The organism is Micromonospora siamensis, assembly GCF_900090305.1.
GTDB lineage: Bacteria > Actinomycetota > Actinomycetes > Mycobacteriales > Micromonosporaceae > Micromonospora > Micromonospora siamensis.
The window spans coordinates 5,264,670-5,283,907 of record NZ_LT607751.1 but is presented as its reverse complement, the minus strand read 5'-3'; the positions used below and the strand labels follow the sequence as shown (position 1 = coordinate 5,283,907).

The 19,238-nt window shown below is 74.5% G+C and carries 16 protein-coding genes, 1 pseudogene and 1 riboswitch; of the genes and pseudogenes, 6 read left to right on the top strand and 11 right to left on the bottom strand.

What is annotated here, in order from left to right:
• Positions 1-64 precede the first annotated feature (64 nt).
• Positions 65-2,871 (top strand): annotated as a pseudogene (locus GA0074704_RS23980) (LuxR C-terminal-related transcriptional regulator).
• 41 nt (positions 2,872-2,912) lie between these two features.
• On the opposite strand, the gene GA0074704_RS23975 reads toward GA0074704_RS23980, so the two are convergent.
• From GA0074704_RS23975 to GA0074704_RS23965, 3 genes are all read right to left on the bottom strand, one after another.
• Positions 2,913-3,461 carry a DsbA family protein gene (locus GA0074704_RS23975; RefSeq protein ID WP_088972576.1) on the bottom strand — a complete coding sequence of 183 codons (549 nt, stop codon included), beginning with the start codon at positions 3,459-3,461 and terminating at the stop codon, positions 2,913-2,915.
• A complete protein-coding gene (locus GA0074704_RS23970) occupies positions 3,458-3,955 on the bottom strand; it encodes a redoxin domain-containing protein (protein ID WP_088972575.1) in 498 nt (165 codons plus the stop codon). The genes GA0074704_RS23975 and GA0074704_RS23970 overlap by 4 nt, the downstream gene beginning before the upstream one ends.
• A 75-nt stretch (positions 3,956-4,030) precedes the next feature.
• The gene (locus tag GA0074704_RS23965) at positions 4,031-4,717 is read right to left on the bottom strand and encodes a BON domain-containing protein (RefSeq protein ID WP_088973938.1); all 687 of its coding nucleotides are present in this window, start codon (positions 4,715-4,717) and stop codon (positions 4,031-4,033) included.
• Between the two features lie 257 nt (positions 4,718-4,974).
• On the opposite strand from GA0074704_RS23965, the gene GA0074704_RS23960 reads away from it, so the two are divergent.
• Positions 4,975-7,695 carry a cellulose binding domain-containing protein gene (locus tag GA0074704_RS23960; protein WP_088972574.1) on the top strand — a complete coding sequence of 907 codons (2,721 nt, stop codon included), beginning with the start codon at positions 4,975-4,977 and terminating at the stop codon, positions 7,693-7,695.
• 152 nt (positions 7,696-7,847) lie between these two features.
• Here GA0074704_RS23960 and GA0074704_RS23955 read toward each other — a convergent pair whose 3' ends face one another.
• The gene (locus tag GA0074704_RS23955) at positions 7,848-8,255 is read right to left on the bottom strand and encodes a hypothetical protein (RefSeq protein ID WP_088972573.1); all 408 of its coding nucleotides are present in this window, start codon (positions 8,253-8,255) and stop codon (positions 7,848-7,850) included.
• A 450-nt stretch (positions 8,256-8,705) separates the two neighbouring features.
• On the opposite strand from GA0074704_RS23955, the gene GA0074704_RS23950 reads away from it, so the two are divergent.
• Positions 8,706-9,068, top strand: a complete 363-nt coding sequence (locus GA0074704_RS23950; protein WP_088972572.1) for an STAS domain-containing protein — start codon at positions 8,706-8,708, stop codon at positions 9,066-9,068.
• Positions 9,069-9,157: 89 nt separating this feature from the next.
• Entirely contained in the window at positions 9,158-9,622 is a 465-nt protein-coding gene (locus GA0074704_RS23945) for a hypothetical protein (RefSeq protein WP_088972571.1), read from the top strand.
• A 10-nt stretch (positions 9,623-9,632) separates the two neighbouring features.
• On the opposite strand, the gene GA0074704_RS23940 is transcribed toward GA0074704_RS23945, so the two are convergent.
• The 5 genes from GA0074704_RS23940 to GA0074704_RS23920 all read right to left on the bottom strand — a co-directional run bounded on the left by GA0074704_RS23940 (position 9,633) and on the right by GA0074704_RS23920 (position 15,745).
• The gene (locus GA0074704_RS23940; RefSeq protein ID WP_088972570.1) at positions 9,633-10,115 is read right to left on the bottom strand and encodes a hypothetical protein; all 483 of its coding nucleotides are present in this window, start codon (positions 10,113-10,115) and stop codon (positions 9,633-9,635) included.
• 82 nt (positions 10,116-10,197) lie between these two features.
• Complete coding sequence (locus GA0074704_RS23935) at positions 10,198-11,307, bottom strand: coiled-coil domain-containing protein (protein WP_088973937.1); 1,110 nt, start codon at positions 11,305-11,307, stop codon at positions 10,198-10,200.
• A 4-nt stretch (positions 11,308-11,311) separates the two neighbouring features.
• Positions 11,312-11,443: riboswitch (cyclic di-AMP (ydaO/yuaA leader) on the bottom strand.
• A gap of 153 nt (positions 11,444-11,596) precedes the next feature.
• The gene (locus tag GA0074704_RS23930; RefSeq protein ID WP_088973936.1) at positions 11,597-12,511 is read right to left on the bottom strand and encodes a cation diffusion facilitator family transporter; all 915 of its coding nucleotides are present in this window, start codon (positions 12,509-12,511) and stop codon (positions 11,597-11,599) included.
• 105 nt (positions 12,512-12,616) lie between these two features.
• Positions 12,617-14,728: a HelD family protein gene (locus tag GA0074704_RS23925; protein WP_088972569.1), complete on the bottom strand. Its 2,112-nt coding sequence runs from the start codon at positions 14,726-14,728 to the stop codon at positions 12,617-12,619.
• Positions 14,729-14,779: 51 nt separating this feature from the next.
• On the bottom strand, positions 14,780-15,745 hold the full coding sequence (locus tag GA0074704_RS23920) for an alpha/beta fold hydrolase (protein ID WP_088973935.1): 966 nt from the start codon (positions 15,743-15,745) through the stop codon (positions 14,780-14,782).
• Positions 15,746-15,893: 148 nt separating this feature from the next.
• On the opposite strand from GA0074704_RS23920, the gene GA0074704_RS23915 reads away from it, so the two are divergent.
• The gene (locus GA0074704_RS23915) at positions 15,894-16,511 is read left to right on the top strand and encodes a carbonic anhydrase (RefSeq protein ID WP_172880754.1); all 618 of its coding nucleotides are present in this window, start codon (positions 15,894-15,896) and stop codon (positions 16,509-16,511) included.
• 203 nt (positions 16,512-16,714) lie between these two features.
• On the opposite strand, the gene GA0074704_RS23910 is transcribed toward GA0074704_RS23915, so the two are convergent.
• Entirely contained in the window at positions 16,715-17,296 is a 582-nt protein-coding gene (locus tag GA0074704_RS23910) for a hypothetical protein (RefSeq protein ID WP_088972567.1), read from the bottom strand.
• A gap of 776 nt (positions 17,297-18,072) precedes the next feature.
• On the bottom strand, positions 18,073-18,402 hold the full coding sequence (locus GA0074704_RS23905) for a hypothetical protein (RefSeq protein ID WP_088972566.1): 330 nt from the start codon (positions 18,400-18,402) through the stop codon (positions 18,073-18,075).
• A 317-nt stretch (positions 18,403-18,719) separates the two neighbouring features.
• Between GA0074704_RS23905 and GA0074704_RS23900 the strand changes: the two genes are divergently transcribed.
• Positions 18,720-19,211: a DUF3145 domain-containing protein gene (locus GA0074704_RS23900; RefSeq protein ID WP_088972565.1), complete on the top strand. Its 492-nt coding sequence runs from the start codon at positions 18,720-18,722 to the stop codon at positions 19,209-19,211.
• The last annotated feature ends 27 nt before the right edge of the window (positions 19,212-19,238 follow it).

The window sequence follows — 19,238 nt, the reverse complement described above, 5'->3', positions numbered from 1 at the left end:
GCCGTCGCCCGCGTACGTCCCCATGGTCGGCCGGGTGCGGGTGAAGCGGGCTCCCCCCGAAGGGGTGAACGCGGCCGGGCCGGGTAACCGCTGGCCGCACGGGGACGGGGCGCAGCGTCGGGTGGGGGAGGCCGGATGCCGGTGGAACGGAGCCGGGTCGGGGTGGCGCGCGAGCCGGCGGGGGCCGCGCCGCCCCTGCTGGCCTCCCGGCTGGCGCCGGCCGCCCCACCCGAACCGGTGCTGCTCCGACCCCGCCTGCTGGCCCGCCTCGACGACGCGACGGCCGGGGCGGTGACGGTGGTGACCGCGCCAGCCGGCTGGGGCAAGACCACCCTGCTCGCCTCCTGGGCCCGGGCCGCCGCCGACGACCGGGCGCCGGCCTGGGTGTCGGTGGAGGTGGGGGACACCGGGGAGCGGTTCTGGGCGTACCTGGCGGCGGCGCTGCGGGCCGCGGTGACCGAGGCGGACGAGGTGGCCCCGGTCCCGGACCGGCCACCCCGCCCCGACCAGCTGGAGCTGCTCGCCGCGGCGCTGGCCGCCCGGGACCGGCCGGTGCTGCTGGTCCTGGACGACCTGCACCGGATCACCGACCCGGCGGCGCTGACCGGGCTGGAGTTCCTGCTGCGCCACGCCGAGCAGCGGCTGCGCCTGGTGGCCGGGGCGCGGACCGACCTGCCGCTGCCCCTGCACCGGTTCCGGCTCGCCGGTGAGCTGACCGAACTCGGCCCGGCCGAGCTGGCCTTCACCGACGACGAGGTGGCCGACCTGCTGACCGCGCACGGGGTGGCGCTGCCCGCCGCCTCGGTACGCCGGCTGCGGGAGCGTACCGGCGGATGGCCGGCCGGGCTGCGGCTGGCCGCGCTGGCGCTGCGGGACCGTCCCGACCCGGGCGGCTGGGTGGAGCGGTTCGGTGGGGACCAGCCGGAGGTGACCGGCTACCTGCGCCAGGAGGTGCTGGCCGGGTGGGGCGACCAGGCCCGGGAGCTGCTGGCGCGTACCGCCGTCGCCGACGCGGTCTGCGCGGACCTCGCCGACGCGCTCACCGGCCGGGCGGACGCCGCCTCGGTGCTGGCCGGCCTGGCCCGCGACGGCGGTTTCCTGCATCGCGACGACAGCAGCCCGCCCTGGTACCGCTGCCATCCGCTGCTGGCCGACCTGTTCCGCGCCGAGCTGGGCCGGCTCCCCGCCGACGAGCTGCGTGACCTGCACGAGCGGGCCGCGGGCTGGTACGCCGGGAACGGCCGGCCGGCGCAGGCGCTGCGGCACACGCTGGCCGCCGGCCGGTGGGACGAGGCCACCGAGCTGTTCGTCGCGCGCTGGCCGGACCTGGTCCCGTACGACCGGGAGGACGCCGCCGCGCCGCCGCCCGCCGCGCCGCCCGACGAGGCGGTGCGCCGGGACCCGGAGCTGGGGTTGGCCGCGGCGGCCGAGCGGGCGTACGCCGGCGACCCGGTGACCGCCGCGGACCGGTTGCGCGAGGCGGTGGCCCGGGCGGCGACGCTTGCCGCGCCCCGCCGGGACCGGTTCCGGCGGCTGGCCACCGCGCTGGAGCTCACCCTGGCCCGTTCGGCCGGCGACCCGACCGAGGTACGCGGGGCGGCCGAGCGGCTGCTCGCCACCCGAACCGAGCCGGGACCGGCCGACGACCCGCGGGCCGGGACGGCCGAGGACGCCGACGTCCGGGCGGTGGCCGGCACCGCGCTCGGCCTGGTCGCGCTGGACGAGGGGGACCTGCCGGCCGCGGCGGCGGCCTTCGAGGACGCGCTGGCGGCGGCCCGGACCGCCGGGCGGCAGCGCACCGAACTGGTCTGCGCGAGCCGGCAGGCGCTGCTCGCCGCCGTCCGGGGCGAGCTGCGCGCGGCCGAGCGGACCGCCCGGGAGGCGTTGGCCATGCCGCCCTGCCGAGGCTGGTCCTGCCGCACCGACTGCGCCCACGCCCACCTGGCGCTGGCCCTGGTGGCCGTGCACCGGGACGAGCCGGAGGAAGCCGCCGCGCAGCTCGCCGTGGTGGGGCCGGCGGAGACCGAACCGACCGGAGCCGGCCTGGCCGCGCTCTGCCGGGCCCGGCTGCGTCGCGACGCCGGCGACCTCGCCGCCGCACACCGGCTGCTGGTCGCCGCGCGGGACCGGCTGGGCCACCGGCAGGCGGCCGGGCAGCTGGGGCACTGGCTGCTCGCCGCCGAGGCGGACCTGGGCAGTGCCCGGGGGGATCCGGCCGGCGCCCGCGCCCTGCTCGCCGACCGGGTCCGCGCCGCCGACCCGCCGGACCCGGCGCTCGGCGTCGCGCTGGCCCGGGCTGAGCTGCGCGCCGGTGACCCGCGGGCGGCCGGGTACGCGCTGCCGGCCTGGGACGCCCCGCCGGCCGGCGACTGGCCGCTGCCGGTACGCCTGGACGCCGGGCTGCTGGAGGCGGTGCTGGCCCGCCGGGGCGGGGACGACCGGCGGGCCGGTCGGATCCTGGAGCGGGTGCTCGCGCTGGCCGGGCCGGAGGGGTTCCGCCGGCTCTTCACCCGCGCCGACGAGGAGGTGCGGGACCTGCTCGCCGCCCACCTGGACACCGGCACGGCGCACTGGTCGACGGTGAGCGACCTGGTCCGCAGCGCCGACGAGCACAGCGGTGACGTCCCCGACCGGCCGGTCGGGGACCGGCCCGCCGGTGGTGGCGGGCCGGCGCTGGACGAGCCGCTCACCGAGCGGGAGCTGACGATCCTGCGTTACCTGCAGAGCATCCTGTCCAACGTGGAGATCGCCGCCGAGCTGTCGCTGTCGGTCAACACGGTGAAGACCCACGTGCGCAACATCTACCGGAAGCTGTCCGCCACCCGCCGCCGGGACGCGGTCCGCCGGGCCCGCGAGCTGCGGCTGATCTGAGGCCGGGCCCGGCGGCTCTGATCCGGGCCCGGCGGCGGCGCTCAGGCGTCGGCGGCGGCGTCGACCACGGTGAGCAGTTCGGCCAGGTCGTACCCGCCGTCGTGGCGGACGTCGTTGACGAAGAGCGTCGGCGTGCCGTTCACCCCGCTGCGGATCCCGCTGACGAAGTCCTGGCGCACCCGGTCGCCGTACTCCTGCCGGCCCACCTCGGCGGCGAGTTCGTCGGCGGGCAGGCCGAGCTGCGCCACCCCGAGCGACAGGTGCACCGGGTCCAACTGGTCCTGGTGCTCGTAGAGCCAGTCGTGCATCTCCCAGAACCGGTCCCGCCGGCCGGCCGCCTCCGCCATCTCGGCGGCGTTCTCCGCGTACGGGTGGACGTTGGCGATCGGGAAGTGCCGGTACACCAGCCGCACCGTCTCGGCGCGCTGGCGTCTCAGTTCGGCGAGGTTCGGGTACGCGGCCCCGCAGAACCGGCACTGGAAGTCGCCGTACTCGACGACGGTCACCGGGGCGTCGACCGGACCGCGTACGTGGTCCTGCCCGCCCACCGGGGTACGCAACTTCGCGGTCATCTGCAACGGCGTGGTCATTGGACCGTCACCCGCCGATCGGTGGTGAGCCGCTCCAGCGCGTCGAGGATCCCGTCCGCGCCCGGGTTGACGTCGTCGGGGGACAGGTGGCTCCAGGCCACCGTGCCGGCCGGGTCGAGCACCACCAGCGCCCGGGCGGACACGCCCTGCCCGGTGTACGCGCCGTACCGGCGGGACACCTCGCCCTTGGGCTCGAAGTCGGCCAGCAGCGGGAAGGTGATGCCCCGCTGCTGCGCGAACGCCCGGTGCGACCAGATGCCGTCGACCGAGATGCCGAACAGCGCCGCGTCGTACCGGTCGAACTCCGGCAGCGCCGCCTGGTACAGCGACATCTGGTCGGAGCAGACCGGGCTCCAGTCGGCGGGATAGAAGGCGAGCACCACCGGTCGGCCGGCGTACCGCCCGGGACCCGTCCGGTGCCCGTCCGGGGTGGCCGGCAGGGTGAAGTCCGGCGCGGCGGACCCGGCGGGGATCAGGCCGTGTAGTTCGGTCATGCCTCCCACCCTGCCGCCCGGCCGGGTGAGGGCGGCTCACCCCGGCGGGGTGGTTCCGCTCGGCCGGTCACCCGCTCAGCCGGTCACGGCCAGGTGGTTGTGCACCTCGCGGATGCCGGGGGCGGACCAGACGATCCGCTCCACCTCGTCGCGCTCGGGCACCGAGCGGACCAGCCCTTCCAGCACCGCGGTGTCGCCGTGCACCCGGACGGTGACCCGGTCGGCCTCGGTGGCCCCGCTGCGCAGCAGCGCGTCGACGATCCGGTCCGGCAGCTCACCTTCGCCGGTCCGGTCGGCACGGGTGGCGGGCCGTACGGCGATGCCGTTGCTCACCCCGCGCACGCCGGTCAACCGGCCGACCGTGCGCTGCGCGGCCCGCCGCTGGTACTCCCAGTCGACGTCGCCGCGCAGGGTGACCCAGCCGGCGGAGACGGTCACCTCGATCCGCTCGACCGGCACGAAGGCGTCCCACTCCAGGGTGCGTTCGACGGCGAGGGCGAGGTCGGCGTCGGTGCGCTCGGCCGCCGGGTGCAGCCGGACGGTGAGGTCGTTGGCGACGGCCCGTACCCGGGCCACCCGGTGCGCGGCCTGTTCGGCGGCCCACTTCCGGGCGTAGCTGTCCACCCAGCCGGTCAGCGTGACGACGCCCTCGGCCACGGTCACCCCGATCTCGTGCGGGGACACCCGGGGCTCCCAGGTCAGCTCGTCGAGGACGTCGGTCTGGATGTCCTGGTCGGTGCGGGTGACGGTCGAGGTGGCCATGGTGACTCCCTTCCGGGTCGGTCCGGCGCCGATCGTGCCGCCGTCCCGGGTGAGGCGACCTCGCCCCGAGCGGGTGAGCACCGATCCGTGGGAGCGCTTCCATGTCGGGCCGGCCAGCGGTTAGGGTGAATGCCCCTCGGCTGCGGGAGCCAGCACGCCGACCGGGAGCCCTGGGCAGCTCCCCGCGCGACGACACCACCGGGCACGGTCGTCGCCTCCCGTCCCCACCACACGGGTTCAACCGAGAGGAAGCGCAGATGCGCAGAGGTCTCGTCGGCGCGGTCACGTCCGCGCTGGCCGTGGCGGCGGCAGTCGTCGCCGTCCAGTTCACCGCCGCCCCCACCGCACCGGCCGCCGCGGCGGCCGCCGAACCGTACTCCTGGCGCAACGTCCGGATCGACGGCGGTGGCTTCGTCCCCGGCATCGTCTTCAACCCCACCGAGAAGAACCTGATCTACGCCCGCACCGACATCGGCGGCGCCTACCGCTGGGAGCAGGCCAGCCAGTCGTGGACCCCGCTGCTCGACTGGGTCGGCGCCGACAAGTGGGGCTGGAACGGCGTGGTCAGCCTGGCCACCGACCCGGTCCAGACCAACAGGGTGTACGTCGCCGCCGGCATGTACACCAACGGCTGGGACCCGAACAACGGCGCGGTCCTGCGCTCCGCCGACAAGGGCGCCACCTGGGCGGCCACCGAGCTGCCGTTCCACCTGGGCGGCAACATGCCGGGCCGGGGGATGGGCGAGCGGCTGGTCGTCGACCCCAACCGCAACAGCGTGCTCTACCTCGGCGCGCCCAGCGGCAACGGGCTGTGGCGCAGCACCGACTCCGGCGTCACCTGGGCGAGGGTGACCAGCTTCCCCAACGCCGGCAACTACCCGTCGACCGGCGCCGACAACCAGGGCGTCGTCTGGGTCAGCTTCGACAGGTCCACCGGTACGGCCGGCACCGCGACGAAGACCATCTACGCCGGCGTGGCCGACAAGGCCAACCCGGTCTACCGCTCCACCGACGCGGGCGTCACCTGGCAGCCGCTGCCCGGCGCGCCCACCGGCTTCATCCCGCACAAGGGCGTCGTCGACCCGGTCGGCGGCCACCTCTATCTCGCCACCAGCGACACCGGCGGCCCGTACGACGGCGGCAAGGGCGACGTCTGGAAGTTCACCCGGGCCACCGGCGGCTGGACCAGGATCAGCCCGGTCCCCTCCACCAGCACCGACGACACCTTCGGCTACTCGGGCCTGACCATCGACCGGCAGCACCCGGACACGCTGATGGTCGGCACCCAGGTCTCCTGGTGGCCGGACGCGGTGTTCTGGCGCAGCACCGACGGCGGCGCCACCTGGAGCCGGATCTGGGACTGGGCCGGCTATCCCAACCGTAGCTTCCGCTACAAGATGGACGCGTCCTCGGTGCCCTGGTTGACCTTCGGCAACGCCAACCCCAGCCCGCCGGACACCTCGCCGAAGCTGGGCTGGATGAACGAGTCGATCGAGATCGACCCGTTCGACTCCAACCGGATGATGTACGGCACCGGCGCCACCGTCTACGGCACCACCGACCTCACCAAGTGGGACACCGGCGGTCAGTTCACCATCCGACCCATGGTCAAGGGGCTGGAGGAGACCGCCGTCCTCGACCTGATCAGCCCACCGTCCGGCGCCCCGCTGCTCAGCGCCCTCGGCGACATCGCCGGCTTCAAGCACGACGACCTCGACGTGGTGCCCGGCTGGACGTACACCAACCCCGGCTGGGGGCCGCACGACCTGGACTACGCCGAGACGAAGCCGAGCGTGATCGTCCGCGCCGGCAGCTTCAAGGATGCCGACCGGCCGGGCGACAGCCACGTCGCCTTCTCCACCGACGGCGGCACCACCTGGTTCCAGGGCACCGAGCCGGCTGGGCTCACCAACGGGGGCACGGTCGCCGCGGCGGCCGACGGCAGCCGGTTCCTCTGGGCACCGGGTGACGCGGGCACGGCCGTGGTCGTCTCCACCGGCTTCGGCACCTCCTGGACCGCCGCCACCGGCATCCCGGCGAACGCGCAGGTCGCCGCCGACCGGGTCGACCCGAAACGGTTCTACGGCTTGAGCGGCGGGAAGGTCTACGCCAGCACCGACGGCGGGGCGAGCTTCACCGCCACGGCGGCCACCGGCCTGCCGTCGGCCGGGCGGCTCAAGGCCGTACCCGGCCAGCGGGGCGAGCTGTGGCTGACCGGCTCCGGCGGGCTGTGGCGCTCGACCGACGGCGGCGCCACCTTCACCAAGCTGGCCGCCGTGAGCGCCGCCGGCAACGTCGGCTTCGGCAAGGCCGCGCCGGGCCGGACCCACCCGACGGTCTTCGTGATCGGCACCGTCGACGGCCGGCACGGCGTCCACCGCTCCGACGACGCCGGGGCGAGCTGGGTGCGGATCAACGACGACCAGCACCAGTACGGCAACGCCGGTGACGCGCTGACCGGCGACCCCCGGGTCTACGGCCGGGTCTACCTGGGCACCAACGGCCGGGGCATCCTGGTGGCCGACCCGCTCGGCGGCACGCCGTCCCCGACCACGTCGCCCTCGCCGACCACGTCTCCCTCGCCCACCACCTCGCCGTCCCCGACCACCTCGCCCTCGCCCACCACGTCGCCCTCGCCCACCGGCACGCCGACCACTCCGGTGCCGGCCGGGGGCTGCACGGCGACGTACCGGGTGACGAACTCGTGGGCCGGCGGCTTCCAGGGCGAGGTGACCGTACGCAACGGCGGTTCCCCGTCCAGCTCCTGGTCGGTGGCCTGGAACTACGCCAACGGCCAGAAGCTGACCCAGCTCTGGAACGGCACGTACACCCAGACGGGCACCCAGGTGGTGGTGCGCGACGCCGGCTGGAACGGCGCCCTGGGCGCCGGGGCCAGCACCACGTTCGGCTTCCTCGGCAGCTGGAGCGGCGCCAACCCGGTGCCGTCGCTCACCTGCACGGCCGTCGTCGCCCGGTAGGCGACACCGAGCGGGGCCCGGACCAATGGTCCGGGCCCCGACCCCTGCTCAGCCCTCGTGCGCGTGACGCCGGCCCGCGGTCGCTCCGGGCCAATCCGATGCCCCAGGCCACCCCGACCTGTCGCAGGGCGTGGCCGCTCGCCGGCGGTCGGTCAGCCGTCGGTGCCCACGGGGGAGTTCGGCCGGTCCACGTCGACGAACTCGATCTCGTCGACCTGCCGGTCGCCCTGGCTGCCGGCGGCGCGGGCGGCGGTACCGGCGGCCCAGCCGATGGCGGCACCGACCAGCGCGGCGCTGATCAGCAGCGTCCACGGCAGGGCCGGCCGGCGGCCGGCGAGCGCGTCGAACGCCAGCAGGGCGCGGCGGCGGGCCTCCTCGGCCGCGGAGCCGACCAGGTCACCGGCGCCGTCGGCCAGGTCGAACCCGTTGCGGCGGGCGGACCGGGCGCTGTCCCGGACGCTCTCGCCGGCCGAGGAGACGGCCGACGTGAGGTGCTGCCACGCCTGGTCGGCGATCCGCTCGGGCTTGTTGCGGCGGTCCAGCAGGTTCGTTGCGAACATGGGGTTACCTCCTCGGGGTGCCGAAGCCGGCCGGCCACTTCGGACCACGACCTCTTTCCGGCGCGTCACGCTTCGCTCCCTGCGCCTGTGCCCACCGATCGTGGCACGCAAACCCGATCCGTCGATGTACCGACGCGCGGCCGGTCCCGAGGGCCCGACGGGACCGGCCGGATCCCCGGGGAAAACCCGGATGCGCGGGCGGGACGCGCCGGTGAGACTGGTTGGCGCGAACCCCTGGGACGGCACCGCTACCCTGGTGCGGCGGATCGAGCGGCCCGGTCGGGTCGTTCGTCCCGTGGACGGATGTTCGTGTTCCGGAGCGCCCCGGTGTGCCCGGTCCGCGAATTTGCTCATCCCCGGGGGGTGGCGACCGAGGCCGTCGGAGGAATACTCTCGGTCGCGGCCCGCGTACTGATGAGGCGCCCTGAGAGGGCGGGTGGAGGTGCTCGCGTGAGCCTGTCGATCGTGAAGTCGGTTCTGTCGGGTGGTGTCGTCGAGATCGCCCCGCGTGGTGAGATCGACGTCGACACCGCGTACGAGGTGCGCGAGGCGATCGCCGAGGTGCTCGCCAAGGGGCGCCCCACCCGGATCGAGCTGAACATGCGGCTCGTCACCTTCCTTGACTCCGTCGGCATCAGCGCGATGGTCGCCGGCTTCCAGACCGCCGGGGTGAGCGGGGTGAAGCTGGCCGTCACCCAGCCCAGCCGGTTCGTGCACCGGCAGCTCTGGGTCACCGGGCTGCTCGGTCTCTTCGGCGCCCCCGAGCCGTACTTCGCCGAGAGCGCGCGACCCGAGGTGCTGCCCGGGGCCTGAGTTCCCGCACCCGGGCAGGGCCGGTCGGCCGTTGCCAGGATGCCGGTGGGTGGGCGAGGATCGGGCCACCTACCAGTGGGGGAGACGCGGTGCTCACGCGGGACACGTTCGGCTACACCGTGCAGGCGCGGTGCACGGTGGCGGACGCGCTGGCGTTGCTGAGCGACCTGACCCGGCAGGGGGAGCTGCATCCCCTGATCGTCCGGGTCCGCCGGCTGCCGCCCCGCCCCGGCGCCCGGGCCAGCTACGCGATCACCGATCGGCTGGCGGTCGGGCCGCTGCACTTCCCGGTCACCTACCAGGCCGACGTCCTGGTCGCCACCGAGGACGAGATCGTCACGGTGGCCCGGCAACAGCCGGCGACGACGGTACGCAACCACACCCGGTTGCGCCCGGAGCCCGACGGGCTGCTCCGGATCGACGTCGAGATCACCCTCTCCGCGCCGGCGCCGCTGTTCGCGTACGCCTTCCGCCAGGCCCGGTCGGCGCACCTGGCGCTGGCCACCCGGCTCGGCGCGGCGCTGGAGGAGGACGCCGCCCCGGCCACCGGCTGACCCGCGACGGTCAGCTCCGTCGCCGGGCCGCCGGTCGCCGCCGGCCCCACGGCTTGTAGGTCGAGACGGCCGTGGCGACCAGCAGCAGGCTGGTGGAGATCGCCGGCGGGACGATCAGGTCGGCCCGATCATGGCCGTCGAGGTGCGGCGCCGCCGCGCCGACCGCCCGCAGTCGCGGGGTGAGCAGCAGCAGGACCAGCCCCAGCATGACCGTGGTGAGCACCAGCTTGACCAGCACCCACCGCCAGCGCAGCAGCCCCCACGGGGTGAGCACGGCACTGGCCACGCCGACCAGCCAGACCAGCACGCTCAGCGGGGCGAAGAGGTAGGTGACCAGGAGTCCGGCCGCCGGATAGACCACTGTGGGCTCGGCGCCGCGCCAGCCGGCGAGGCCGAGGGTGAGCAGCACCAGGTCCGCGCCGAGCCAACCCAGCGAGGTGACCAGGTGCAGGGTGAGCAGGGCCTTGCGCCCGGCGGGGGAGAGTCGGCTCATGCTTCCCGATGCTCGCCGCCCGGGCCCGCCACGTCGTGGCCCGGGCGGCGACATCCGGCGTACGTCCCGGAGCGTAGACCGGTCAGTAGACCGACAGGTGCACGTGGTTGGTGTGGTCGCTGGACGGGTCCCCACCGGCCCCGCTGTACGACTTCCACCCGCTGCTGGGCAGCCAGATCTGCCGGTACCAGATCACGTAGAGCACGGCGAGCCGGTCGGCGTTGCGGATGAAGTAGGCGGCCAGGTTGTCGCCGTACGTCTTGTCCCCGCCGGTGGCGTCGCCGCCGAAGCCGCCCTTCTCGGCGGCGAAGTCGCAGGCCCGACCCTTGGGGTGCTCGCCGGATCCGCTGGGGCGGTGGCAGGAGACGTACCGGGTGAAGCCGGCGGCCTTGGCCTGCTCCAGGGCGTGCAGGGTGCGCGGGGTGATGCAGCCGCTGGCCGGGGTGGGGTCGTCGATGCTGCAGGACTCGGGCGGCCACGAGCCGTCGGAGTTGCGGGGGGCCGGATCGGCGTTGGCGGAGGAGGTGCCGCCGGTGCCGTCGCCGCCGCCGGAGGAGCTGCTGCGCCGCGCGGCGGCGGCCTCCCGCTTGGCCTCGGCCGCGGCGACCTCCAGGGCCTCCTCGGCCTGCTGCTTGCGCTTGGCCATCACCAGCACCTGCTTGCGCTGCTCGACGATCTCGCCGTCCAGGGCGACCTTGGTGCGGTTGGCCCGGTCCCGGGTGTCGAGCAGTCCGCGCAGCGCCCGGTCCTCGTTGGCGGCCACCTGGTCGAGCGTGGCGGCGCGTTCCATGAACGCGTCGGGGCTGCCGCTGTTGAGCAGCACCGCGGCCGTGCCGAGCCGGCCGGTCCGGTACGCCACCCCGGCGATCTCGCCGACCTTGGCGTCGCGGACGCCCAGCTCGCCCTCGATGGTCTTGAGCTGGGTCGCGAGGTCCTTCTGCCGTTTGGTGGAGCGGGCCAGCGCGGTCCGGGCGTCGATCCAGCCCTTGCTGGCGGCGTCGAGTTGTTCGCGCAGCTTCTCGGTGCCGCCCTCGTCGTCGCCGTTGGGCGCCTTGGCGGCGGCGAGCGGGCCGACGGCGGGCGCGGCGAGGGCGGGGGTGACCGGGCCGACGCCGGTGCCGAGGGCGAGCGTCGTCACCATCAGGGCCGCCACCCGGGCGGCGGTACGTCGTACGGGGCCCACTACTGGCATGCACATGTCCTTCCGTCAGCCGCCGACCGGGTTAGCTGACGGGTTCGGGACGGAAGATCCCTACCGCTGACGCGGATGCACCCCACGGACGTGGTTCCCCGGCTCGCCATGGCGGGCGATTAGGCGGCGGCCGCCGCAGGCGCCGGAGGGCGCCGCCCGGCGGTGGCCGTGGCCGAGCCTACCGGCGCGGCGACGGCCGCATGCGGCGCGGCTCCCCGCAACGCGCGGGGCAAGAGTTGCAAATGGGGCATAAGACCACGATAGCCGGAAAGAATTAAGCCTGTGCTAATCACCACTCGATCGACCCGCAGGCGCCGGCTGACGCTCCGGGTTCGACCTGCAACGTCGCGTGGTCGATCCGGAAGTCCTCGTGCAGCGCCACCCGGGCGGCCCGCAGCACCGTACCCACCTCCGCGCCGGGCACCATGGTCAGGTGCGCCGAGGCGACGTCCATGCCGGAGGTGAGCGTCCAGACGTGCAGGTCGTGCACCTCGGCGACACCGGGCACCGCGGTCAGCCGGTCGTGCACGGCGGTCACCTGGAGGTGGTCCGGGGCGGCCTGGACCAGGATCCGCACGGCGGCCCGCCCCAGCCGCCAGGTGCGGGGCAGGATGAACACGCCGATCGCGATCGCCACCACCGGGTCGGCCCACCACCAGCCGGTCAGCGCGATCAGCAGCGCCGCGGCGATCACGCCGAGCGAGCCGAGCAGGTCCCCGAGCACCTCCAGGTACGCCCCGCGCAGGTTGATGCTCTCCTGGGCGCCGGGGCGCAGCAGGGCGAAGGCGACCAGGTTGGCGAGCAGGCCGGCCACGGCCACCGCGAGCATCGGCGCGGCCAGCACCTGCGGTGGGTCACCGAAGCGGCGGACCGCCTCGACCAGGACGTAGAGCGCGACCCCGAAGAGCAGCACGGCGTTGGCCAGCGCGGCCAGCACCTCCAGCCGGTAGAGGCCGAAGGTGCGCTGCGGATCGTCGGTGGCCCGCCGGGTCGCGGTGATCGCGGCCAGGGCCATGCCGATGCCGAGGACGTCGGTGAACATGTGCCCGGCGTCGGAGAGCAGGGCCAGCGAGCCGGTCGCGAAGGCCGCCACCGCCTCCACCAGCATCAGCGCGGTGAGCAGGCCGAAGGCGGCCCAGAGCCGGCCGCGGTGGCGCTGCGCGGCGTTGCTGACCGCGCCCTGGTGGTCATGACCTGCGCCCACGCCCACACCCTCCGTCCTAGCCGCGAACCCAGCCCAATCTATGTTCACATTGCAATATGTGCAACTGACGGGTCGGGTGCCCGACCGAGGTGCTCACCCGGCCCGTCAGGACGCGTCGAGCACGGTCAGCCGCTGGGTGGCCCGGGACAGCGCGACGTAGAGCGTGCGTACCCCGGACGGCTCGGCCCGGATCTCGCCCGGCGCGACCAGCACCACCCCGTCGTACTCCATGCCCTTGGACTGGAGGCTGTTCACCACCTGCAACCGCGGGTCGGTGACCCCGGCCAGCCAGCCGGCGACCTCGTCGCGGCGCGGCACCGGCGCGATCACGCCCACCGTCCCCTCCACCTCGCCCAGCAGCGCGGCGACCGCCTCGACGGTCGCCGCCGGCAGCTGCGCCGCCGGCACCGAACGCTGCACCGGGTCCACGCCGGTGGAGCGCACCGCGGTGGGCAGCGCGAGGTCCGGGTGCAGCCGGCGGATCTCCGCCGCCGCCACCGCGAAGATCTCCGCCGAGTTCCGGTAGTTGGTGGTCAGCGTGAACCGGTGCCGGCGGCGCCGCCCCAACGCCTGGTCCCGGGCCCGGTCCAGCTCGTCCGGGTCGCCCGCCCAGGCCGTCTGCGCCGGATCACCGACCACCGTCCAGGACGCCAGCCGGCCCCGCCGGCCCACCATCCGCCACTGCATCGGCGAGACGTCCTGCGACTCGTCGACCACCACGTGGGCGAAGTCGCGGTAGTCCTCCGGCCGCTCCCGGGCCGCCTCCCGGGCGGCCCGCTGCCGATCGGCGAAGGTGCTCAGCTCGCGGACCCCACCGGCCAGCTGGTACGGGTCGCGCTTCGGCCGGGCGCGGCGCACCGGCGTGCCGAGCAGCGCGTCCAGCTCGTCCAGCAGCGCCACGTCGGCCACCGTGAGTCCCTCGGTGTCCAGCGTCCGGTACGCCCCGACCAGCAGTTCCGTCTCCGAGCGGGACAGCACGCCGCCGGCGTACCGGCGCAGCCGATCCGGGCGGGCCAGCCAGCCCAGCACGTGCCGGGGGTGCAACCGGGGCCACCACGCCTTGAGGAACTCCCGGAACTCCGGCCGCTCGATGATCTCGTCCTCGAAGACGGGCTGCTCCGGCAGGCGCGGCACGGCCAGCCGGCGGGCCTGCGCGAAGAGCGCGGCCAGCACCGCGTCGAAGGCGGCCCGGCGCACCTCGTTGCGGCGGGCCCCCCGGGACAGCGTCCGGTCCCGGATGCCGTCCAGCTCCCGGCGCTCCAACCGCAGCAACTGGCCCTGGTAGAGCAGGCGCAGCTCGCCCGGGCCGTCCGGCACCGCGTCCCGGGCCGCCCGCTCCAGCACCCGCCGCATCCGCAGCGAGCCCTTCACCGCCGCCACCTGCGGCGGATCGGTGCGGGTCGCGCTCATCCCGGGGAAGAGCGTGCCGAGCGAGTGCAGGGTGGCGGTCTCCTCACCCAGCGAGGGCAGCACCGAGGCGATGTACTCCACGAAGACCGTCGACGGGCCGACCACCAGGATCCCGCCGCCGGCGTACCGGCTGCGGTCGGAATAGAGCAGGTACGCGGCCCGGTGCAGGGCCACCGCCGTCTTGCCGGTGCCCGGGCCGCCGGAGACGATCGTCACGCCGGAGCCGGGGGAGCGGATCGCCTCGTCCTGCTCCCGCTGGATGGTGGCCACGATGTCCCGCATCCCGTGGCCGGTCGCCCGGGACAGGGTGGCCAGCAGCGCGCCGTCGCCCACCACCGCCATCTCCGGCGGGGCAGCGGCCGGGTCGAGCAGGTCGTCCTCGATCCGGGTCACCTTCTCACCCGAGGACTGGATGGTGCGCCGACGCACGACGCCCTGTGGATCGGCCGGGGTGGCCTGGTAGAACGCGGCGGCGGCCGGCGCCCGCCAGTCGACCACCAGCGTCTCGGCGTCCTCGCCGCGGATGCCCAGCCGACCGACGTGCAGCACCCGCCGGTCGTGCAGGTCCAGCCGGCCGAAGACCAGCCCCTCGTGCTCGGCGTCCAGCACGTGCCGGCGCTGGGCGGCGTGGAAGACCATCGCGTCCCGCTCCACCAGCGCGCCGAAGTTGCCCACCCGGGCCAGCCGGTAGCCGTCCCGCTCGGCACGGACGGCGGAGCGCCGCAGTTCCGCCAGGCGGGCGTACACCCGGTCGAGATGCCGCTGCTCGACGGCGATCTCCTGCTCCAGGGTGGTCTGGTCGGTCAACGTACCTGCTCCTCCGGACGAACCGCGGGCGGCACGAGGCCGCGCGCCAGGTCAACCGGGTGAGGGTACGGCATGCCCGGCCCGACGGCGCCGGCCTCCGGCCCGGCGGGCCCGGGACCGCCCGGCGGTCAGCACCTGACCGAGCACCCCGTGCAGCGCGGCGTTGACCTCGTCGGGCCGCTCCATCATCAGCATGTGCCCGGCGCCCGGGCAGACCGTCAGCTCCGTGGTCGGCAGCGCCGCCGCGATCGACCGGGCGCACGGCGGCGGGGTGAGCCGGTCCCGGTCGCCGACCAGCGCCGCGGCCGGCAGCCGGCCCAGCTCGGCCAGGGTGTCCAGCCGGTGCTGGGCGCCGACCGAGGCACGGAACCCGCCGATCGAGCGCAGCGAGGCCCGGGCCACCGCCGAGGTGACCAGCCGGATGTCGGTCGGCTCGCAGCGGTCGCCGAAGAGCACCCAGCGGATGCTCGGCTGGATCGCCCGCAGCAGCGCCCGGGGTGGCCGCCACGCGCCGCAGCGGGCCAGCACCCCGGCGCCGGTGGTCTCGGCCAGCCGGATCAACCGGGTGATCCGCGGCGACAGGCCGTACGCGGTGTGCGTGTGCCCCTCGGCGGTGGTCGAGACGAAGACCAGCCCGGCGATCCGGGCGGCGAAGTGCTCCCGGTGCCGGTGCGCGTACTCCATGATCGTCATGCCGCCCAGCGAGTGCCCCACCAGCACCACCCGGTCGGCCGCCACCGCGTCCAGCACGGCGGCCAGGTCGTCGCCGAGCTGCTCGACCGTCGCGGTACGCAGCGCCATGCAGCTGGACCGCCCGTGTCCCCGGGCGTCGTAGGTGACGACCCGCACCCGGTCGCCGTACCGTTCGCGCAGCTCGGCGAGCTGCCGGTGCCAGGCCCGGCCGTCCAGCGTCCAGCCGTGCAGCAGCAGCACCGTGAGTTCGGCGTCGGCCGGGCCGGACGTCTCGACGTGCAGCCGTACGTCGTCCGGGAGGCGGACCTCCACCTGTTCCGGCATCGCCACCTCCCCAGGGCCGCCCGGAAGCGTCACCACCGGGATACCCGGTGGTAACACCGGCTACTCGTCATGAGAGCACGCGAACCGTGCCGGTGAGAAGATTCGCGTTCCCACTCCGTCGGATCGGATCCCTGACCAGGCTTGACCCATGCCGACACCACCGGGGCCGGTGGCCGGGGGGACGCCCCGGGCCGCGCTGGCCGAGCTGCTCAGCGGCAACCGGCGCTTCGTCAGCGGCCAGCCGGTGCACGGCCACGACGTCACCGCCGCCGCGGCCAGCGCCTCCGGCGACCAGCAGCCGTACGCGGTGGTCCTCGGCTGCATCGACTCGCGGGTCCCGCTGGAGGCGATCTTCGACCAGACCTTCGGCTCGATCTGCGTGATCCGCACCGGCGGTCACGTGCTGGACCGGGCCGTGTGCGGCTCGATCGAGTACGTCGTCGGGCAGCTGGGAGTGCCGCTGGTGATGGTGCTCGGGCACGAGCGCTGCGGCGCCGTCGCCTCGGCGGTCGACGCGCTGCGCACCGGCCGGCGCCCCGGTGGCTCGCTCGCCCACCTGGTGGACGAGATCACCCCGGCGGTGCTCGAGGTCGGCGTGGACGACCCGCAGGTGCACCCGATGGCGATCCGCCGGCACGTCCGGCGGACGGTCGAGGCGCTGCGCCGCGACGACCTGCTGGCCGCGCCGGTGGCCGACGGGACGGTGGCCGTGGTCGGCGCCCGGTACGACCTGGCCAGCGGGGAGGTGACCCTCCTCGCCGACTGATCGGGTGTTCGCCGGAGGGGCTCGAGGGCGATCGTCCCCGGCTCCGGGCGGTCAGGCCTGATCCCTGCGACGCCCGGGTGGGGCGGTTCGGATCTTGGACGGTTTCTGTTCGTGGCGAACGGTAAGTGTCCAAGATCTGCTGGATGCGCCGCTGGCCGGCACCCGTCAGGGGTGCCGGCCAGCGGCGTCGTTCAGGTCTGCGGTCAGTTGTTCCAGTGCTGGGCGACCAGGTCGGCGGCCTGCTGCTCCCACTGCGCGTACGCATCCGGGTAGGCCGACACCTGCACCGTCTGCGCGGCGTCGGTCAGCGGCATGTCCTGCCATCCGTCGACCTGCTTCAGACCCTTCAGAAACGCCAGGGTCGAGTACTCAGGATCGGTGATCTGCTCCGGCGTTCCCCAACCACTCGACGGGCGCTGCTGGAACAGGCCCAGCGAGTCGTGGTCGTTGCGGTCGCCCAGGTGGCCCAGGTTCTCCAGCTTCGACTCCTGCAGGCTGGTGGCGATCGAGACCACGGCGGCCCGCTCCGGGAGACCGGCCTTCTTCGTCGCGGCGATGATCGCCTTCACATTCGCGGTCTGCTCGTCGTTCAGATCGATGTGCGACTGGGTGCCCTGCACGCCGTGCGGGATCAGCTTGCCGGCGTCCGGCTTGTCGGCCTGCACCGCCACCGGCTTGCCGTGCACCGGCTCAGCGGCATGAGCGGCGACCGGACCGGCGAACACACCACCGGTGAAAGCCAGACCAGCAACACCCAGCACACTCTTGGTCAGAATCGAGTTCATGACGAAGCTCCTCGGGGGGTCGGCACGCCACCCGACAGGGGACAGGCGACGCGCAAGCACCACGACAGGCGCTCGAAAACACAGGGGAAAGTCTTTGGGGTGTCCGGCACGGCCACGGACCCAGCGGGGCTCGTCGTGGCGGCGGACCATGTGTAACGACCGCCGGCCCCACATCATTCCGGGGCCCGACCCGAGCCCACCAGGTATCGGCGCTGGCAGCCGGGGGTGCTGCTGCGGTCGTCCGGGTGGTGTAACGACCCGGCCCCGGCCGCCATTCCGCCGCCGGGGTGCCACCGGTCACCCGTGATTCGGACAGCCGGCGCCGAATCACCCGGATGGTCGCGAGATCTGCTCCAGCGCCCCCAGGCGGTGAGGTGGGCCGGTCACCAACGCCTCGAACGCCAGTGGTGTGTCGTTCGGGCGCTACCGACCTGAGGGCGCCGGTGACTCACCCGCCGGGTCGCGTACGCGCCCCGGACGCCATGCCCCGACATTCGGGTATTCGCCCGGACCGACCTCCACCGGCGCCGTCCACGCCCGGGTGAGTCGTTCGCGCTCTCAAGTCAGTAGGCCGGCGAGCGCGTGGTCCCACCAGCCCGATCCGCGGCCGTGAGTCTTCATGCCATCAGGTCGACAGCCACCGGCGCCACCGACGCCGAAGTGACCGCCCGGCACGTCGTGACCTCCCGGCCCGGCGCCGGCCCGGGGCCGCGGAAACGCAGCACCGCCCGCCGGGGGAGACCCGACGAGCGGTGCGTGGTGTCGCGGGGGAGGGCTCAGCCCTCGAAGACGCCGGCCTCGACGAGGCGCTTCTCGGTGGCGTCCCAGCCGTCGCCCGGGTGGGCGGCGTTGAGGTTGTTGATCTCAGCGCGGATCTTGGCCGCGTGGCCGGCCGCGGCCAGCACCCGGATCTCCTCGACGAACGCGTCGGAGTCGGTGCGCAGGTGCGCGGTCTTGCCGTTGGTCAGGTTCCGCACGTAGGCGTGCTTGCCGCCGTTGAGCGGGATGAGGTACTTGAACTCGCCCAGCACGCTGAGGGCGCCACCCTGGCCAGCCTGGCCGGCCCGGACTGACGCGCGCGCGGTCTTAGAGGTGTTGCTCGCCACGGAGGTACTCCTTGCAGACGTACGGGAGGACGACGTAAGCGTCCGGGGGCTGTGCGGGTGACGCTCCGGCGAGAGCCTCGGCCCGCGAAGATGTGCGGCGGCACAAACCGCCTACTGAACTGTACACGACCACGACGCCCGGCTGGTCATCGTGCCCGTCCGGACAGCTCAACCGGGTGAACCGTCCCGGCATTCCGCCCGGCGAATTTTCCGATTCTCTGGCGCACCATCCGTCACACCAGTCATCATGTGTTGCAGGTACCACCACGGTGACGAGGTCGTAGGGGAAGACGCACCTCGCTCTCCGGGAGGTCACCGTGCCAACGCGTGGCGTCGTATACGTCCACTCGACCCCGCTCGCCGTGTGCTCGCACGTCGAGTGGGCGATCGCGCGCGTCCTCGCCGCGCCGGTCAACCTGCAGTGGACGGCACAGCCCGTCGACCCCGGCGCCCGCCGGGCGGAGTGCGGGTGGACCGGTCGTCCGGGGACGGGCGCCGAGCTGGCTGCTGCCCTCAGGCAGTGGCCCATGATCCGTTTCGAGGTGACCGAGGAGCCCAGTCCGGGCGCCGACGGCGAGCGCTACATGTACGTGCCGGGGCGCGGCCTGTTCCGGGCCACCGTGGGGGCGGGTGGCGACATCCAGTTGGGCGAGGACCGGTTGCGGGCGATCATGGCCGCCGCCCGCGCCCCGGAGGCGCTGGCGCACGCGCTGGACAAGGCGCTCGGCACCGCCTGGGACGCCGAACTGGAGCCGTACCGCTACGCCGGCGACGGCGCGCCGGTGACCTTGCTCACCCGCGTCGGCTGAAGCCAGGCGCTCCGGCGGTCACCGGAG

What these genes read in the sequence shown, in the direction of transcription:
- GA0074704_RS23975 (WP_088972576.1), bottom strand. Translation starts at nt 3,461, where the DNA reads ATGACCACGCCGTTGCAGATGACCGCGAAGTTGCGTACCCCGGTGGGC.
- GA0074704_RS23970 (WP_088972575.1), bottom strand. Translation starts at nt 3,955, where the DNA reads ATGACCGAACTACACGGCCTGATCCCCGCCGGGTCCGCCGCGCCGGAC.
- GA0074704_RS23965 (WP_088973938.1), bottom strand. Translation starts at nt 4,717, where the DNA reads ATGGCCACCTCGACCGTCACCCGCACCGACCAGGACATCCAGACCGAC.
- GA0074704_RS23960 (WP_088972574.1), top strand. Translation starts at nt 4,975, where the DNA reads ATGCGCAGAGGTCTCGTCGGCGCGGTCACGTCCGCGCTGGCCGTGGCG.
- GA0074704_RS23955 (WP_088972573.1), bottom strand. Translation starts at nt 8,255, where the DNA reads ATGTTCGCAACGAACCTGCTGGACCGCCGCAACAAGCCCGAGCGGATC.
- GA0074704_RS23940 (WP_088972570.1), bottom strand. Translation starts at nt 10,115, where the DNA reads ATGAGCCGACTCTCCCCCGCCGGGCGCAAGGCCCTGCTCACCCTGCAC.
- GA0074704_RS23935 (WP_088973937.1), bottom strand. Translation starts at nt 11,307, where the DNA reads ATGCCAGTAGTGGGCCCCGTACGACGTACCGCCGCCCGGGTGGCGGCC.
- GA0074704_RS23920 (WP_088973935.1), bottom strand. Translation starts at nt 15,745, where the DNA reads ATGCCGGAACAGGTGGAGGTCCGCCTCCCGGACGACGTACGGCTGCAC.
- GA0074704_RS23915 (WP_172880754.1), top strand. Translation starts at nt 15,894, where the DNA reads ATGCCGACACCACCGGGGCCGGTGGCCGGGGGGACGCCCCGGGCCGCG.
- GA0074704_RS23910 (WP_088972567.1), bottom strand. Translation starts at nt 17,296, where the DNA reads ATGAACTCGATTCTGACCAAGAGTGTGCTGGGTGTTGCTGGTCTGGCT.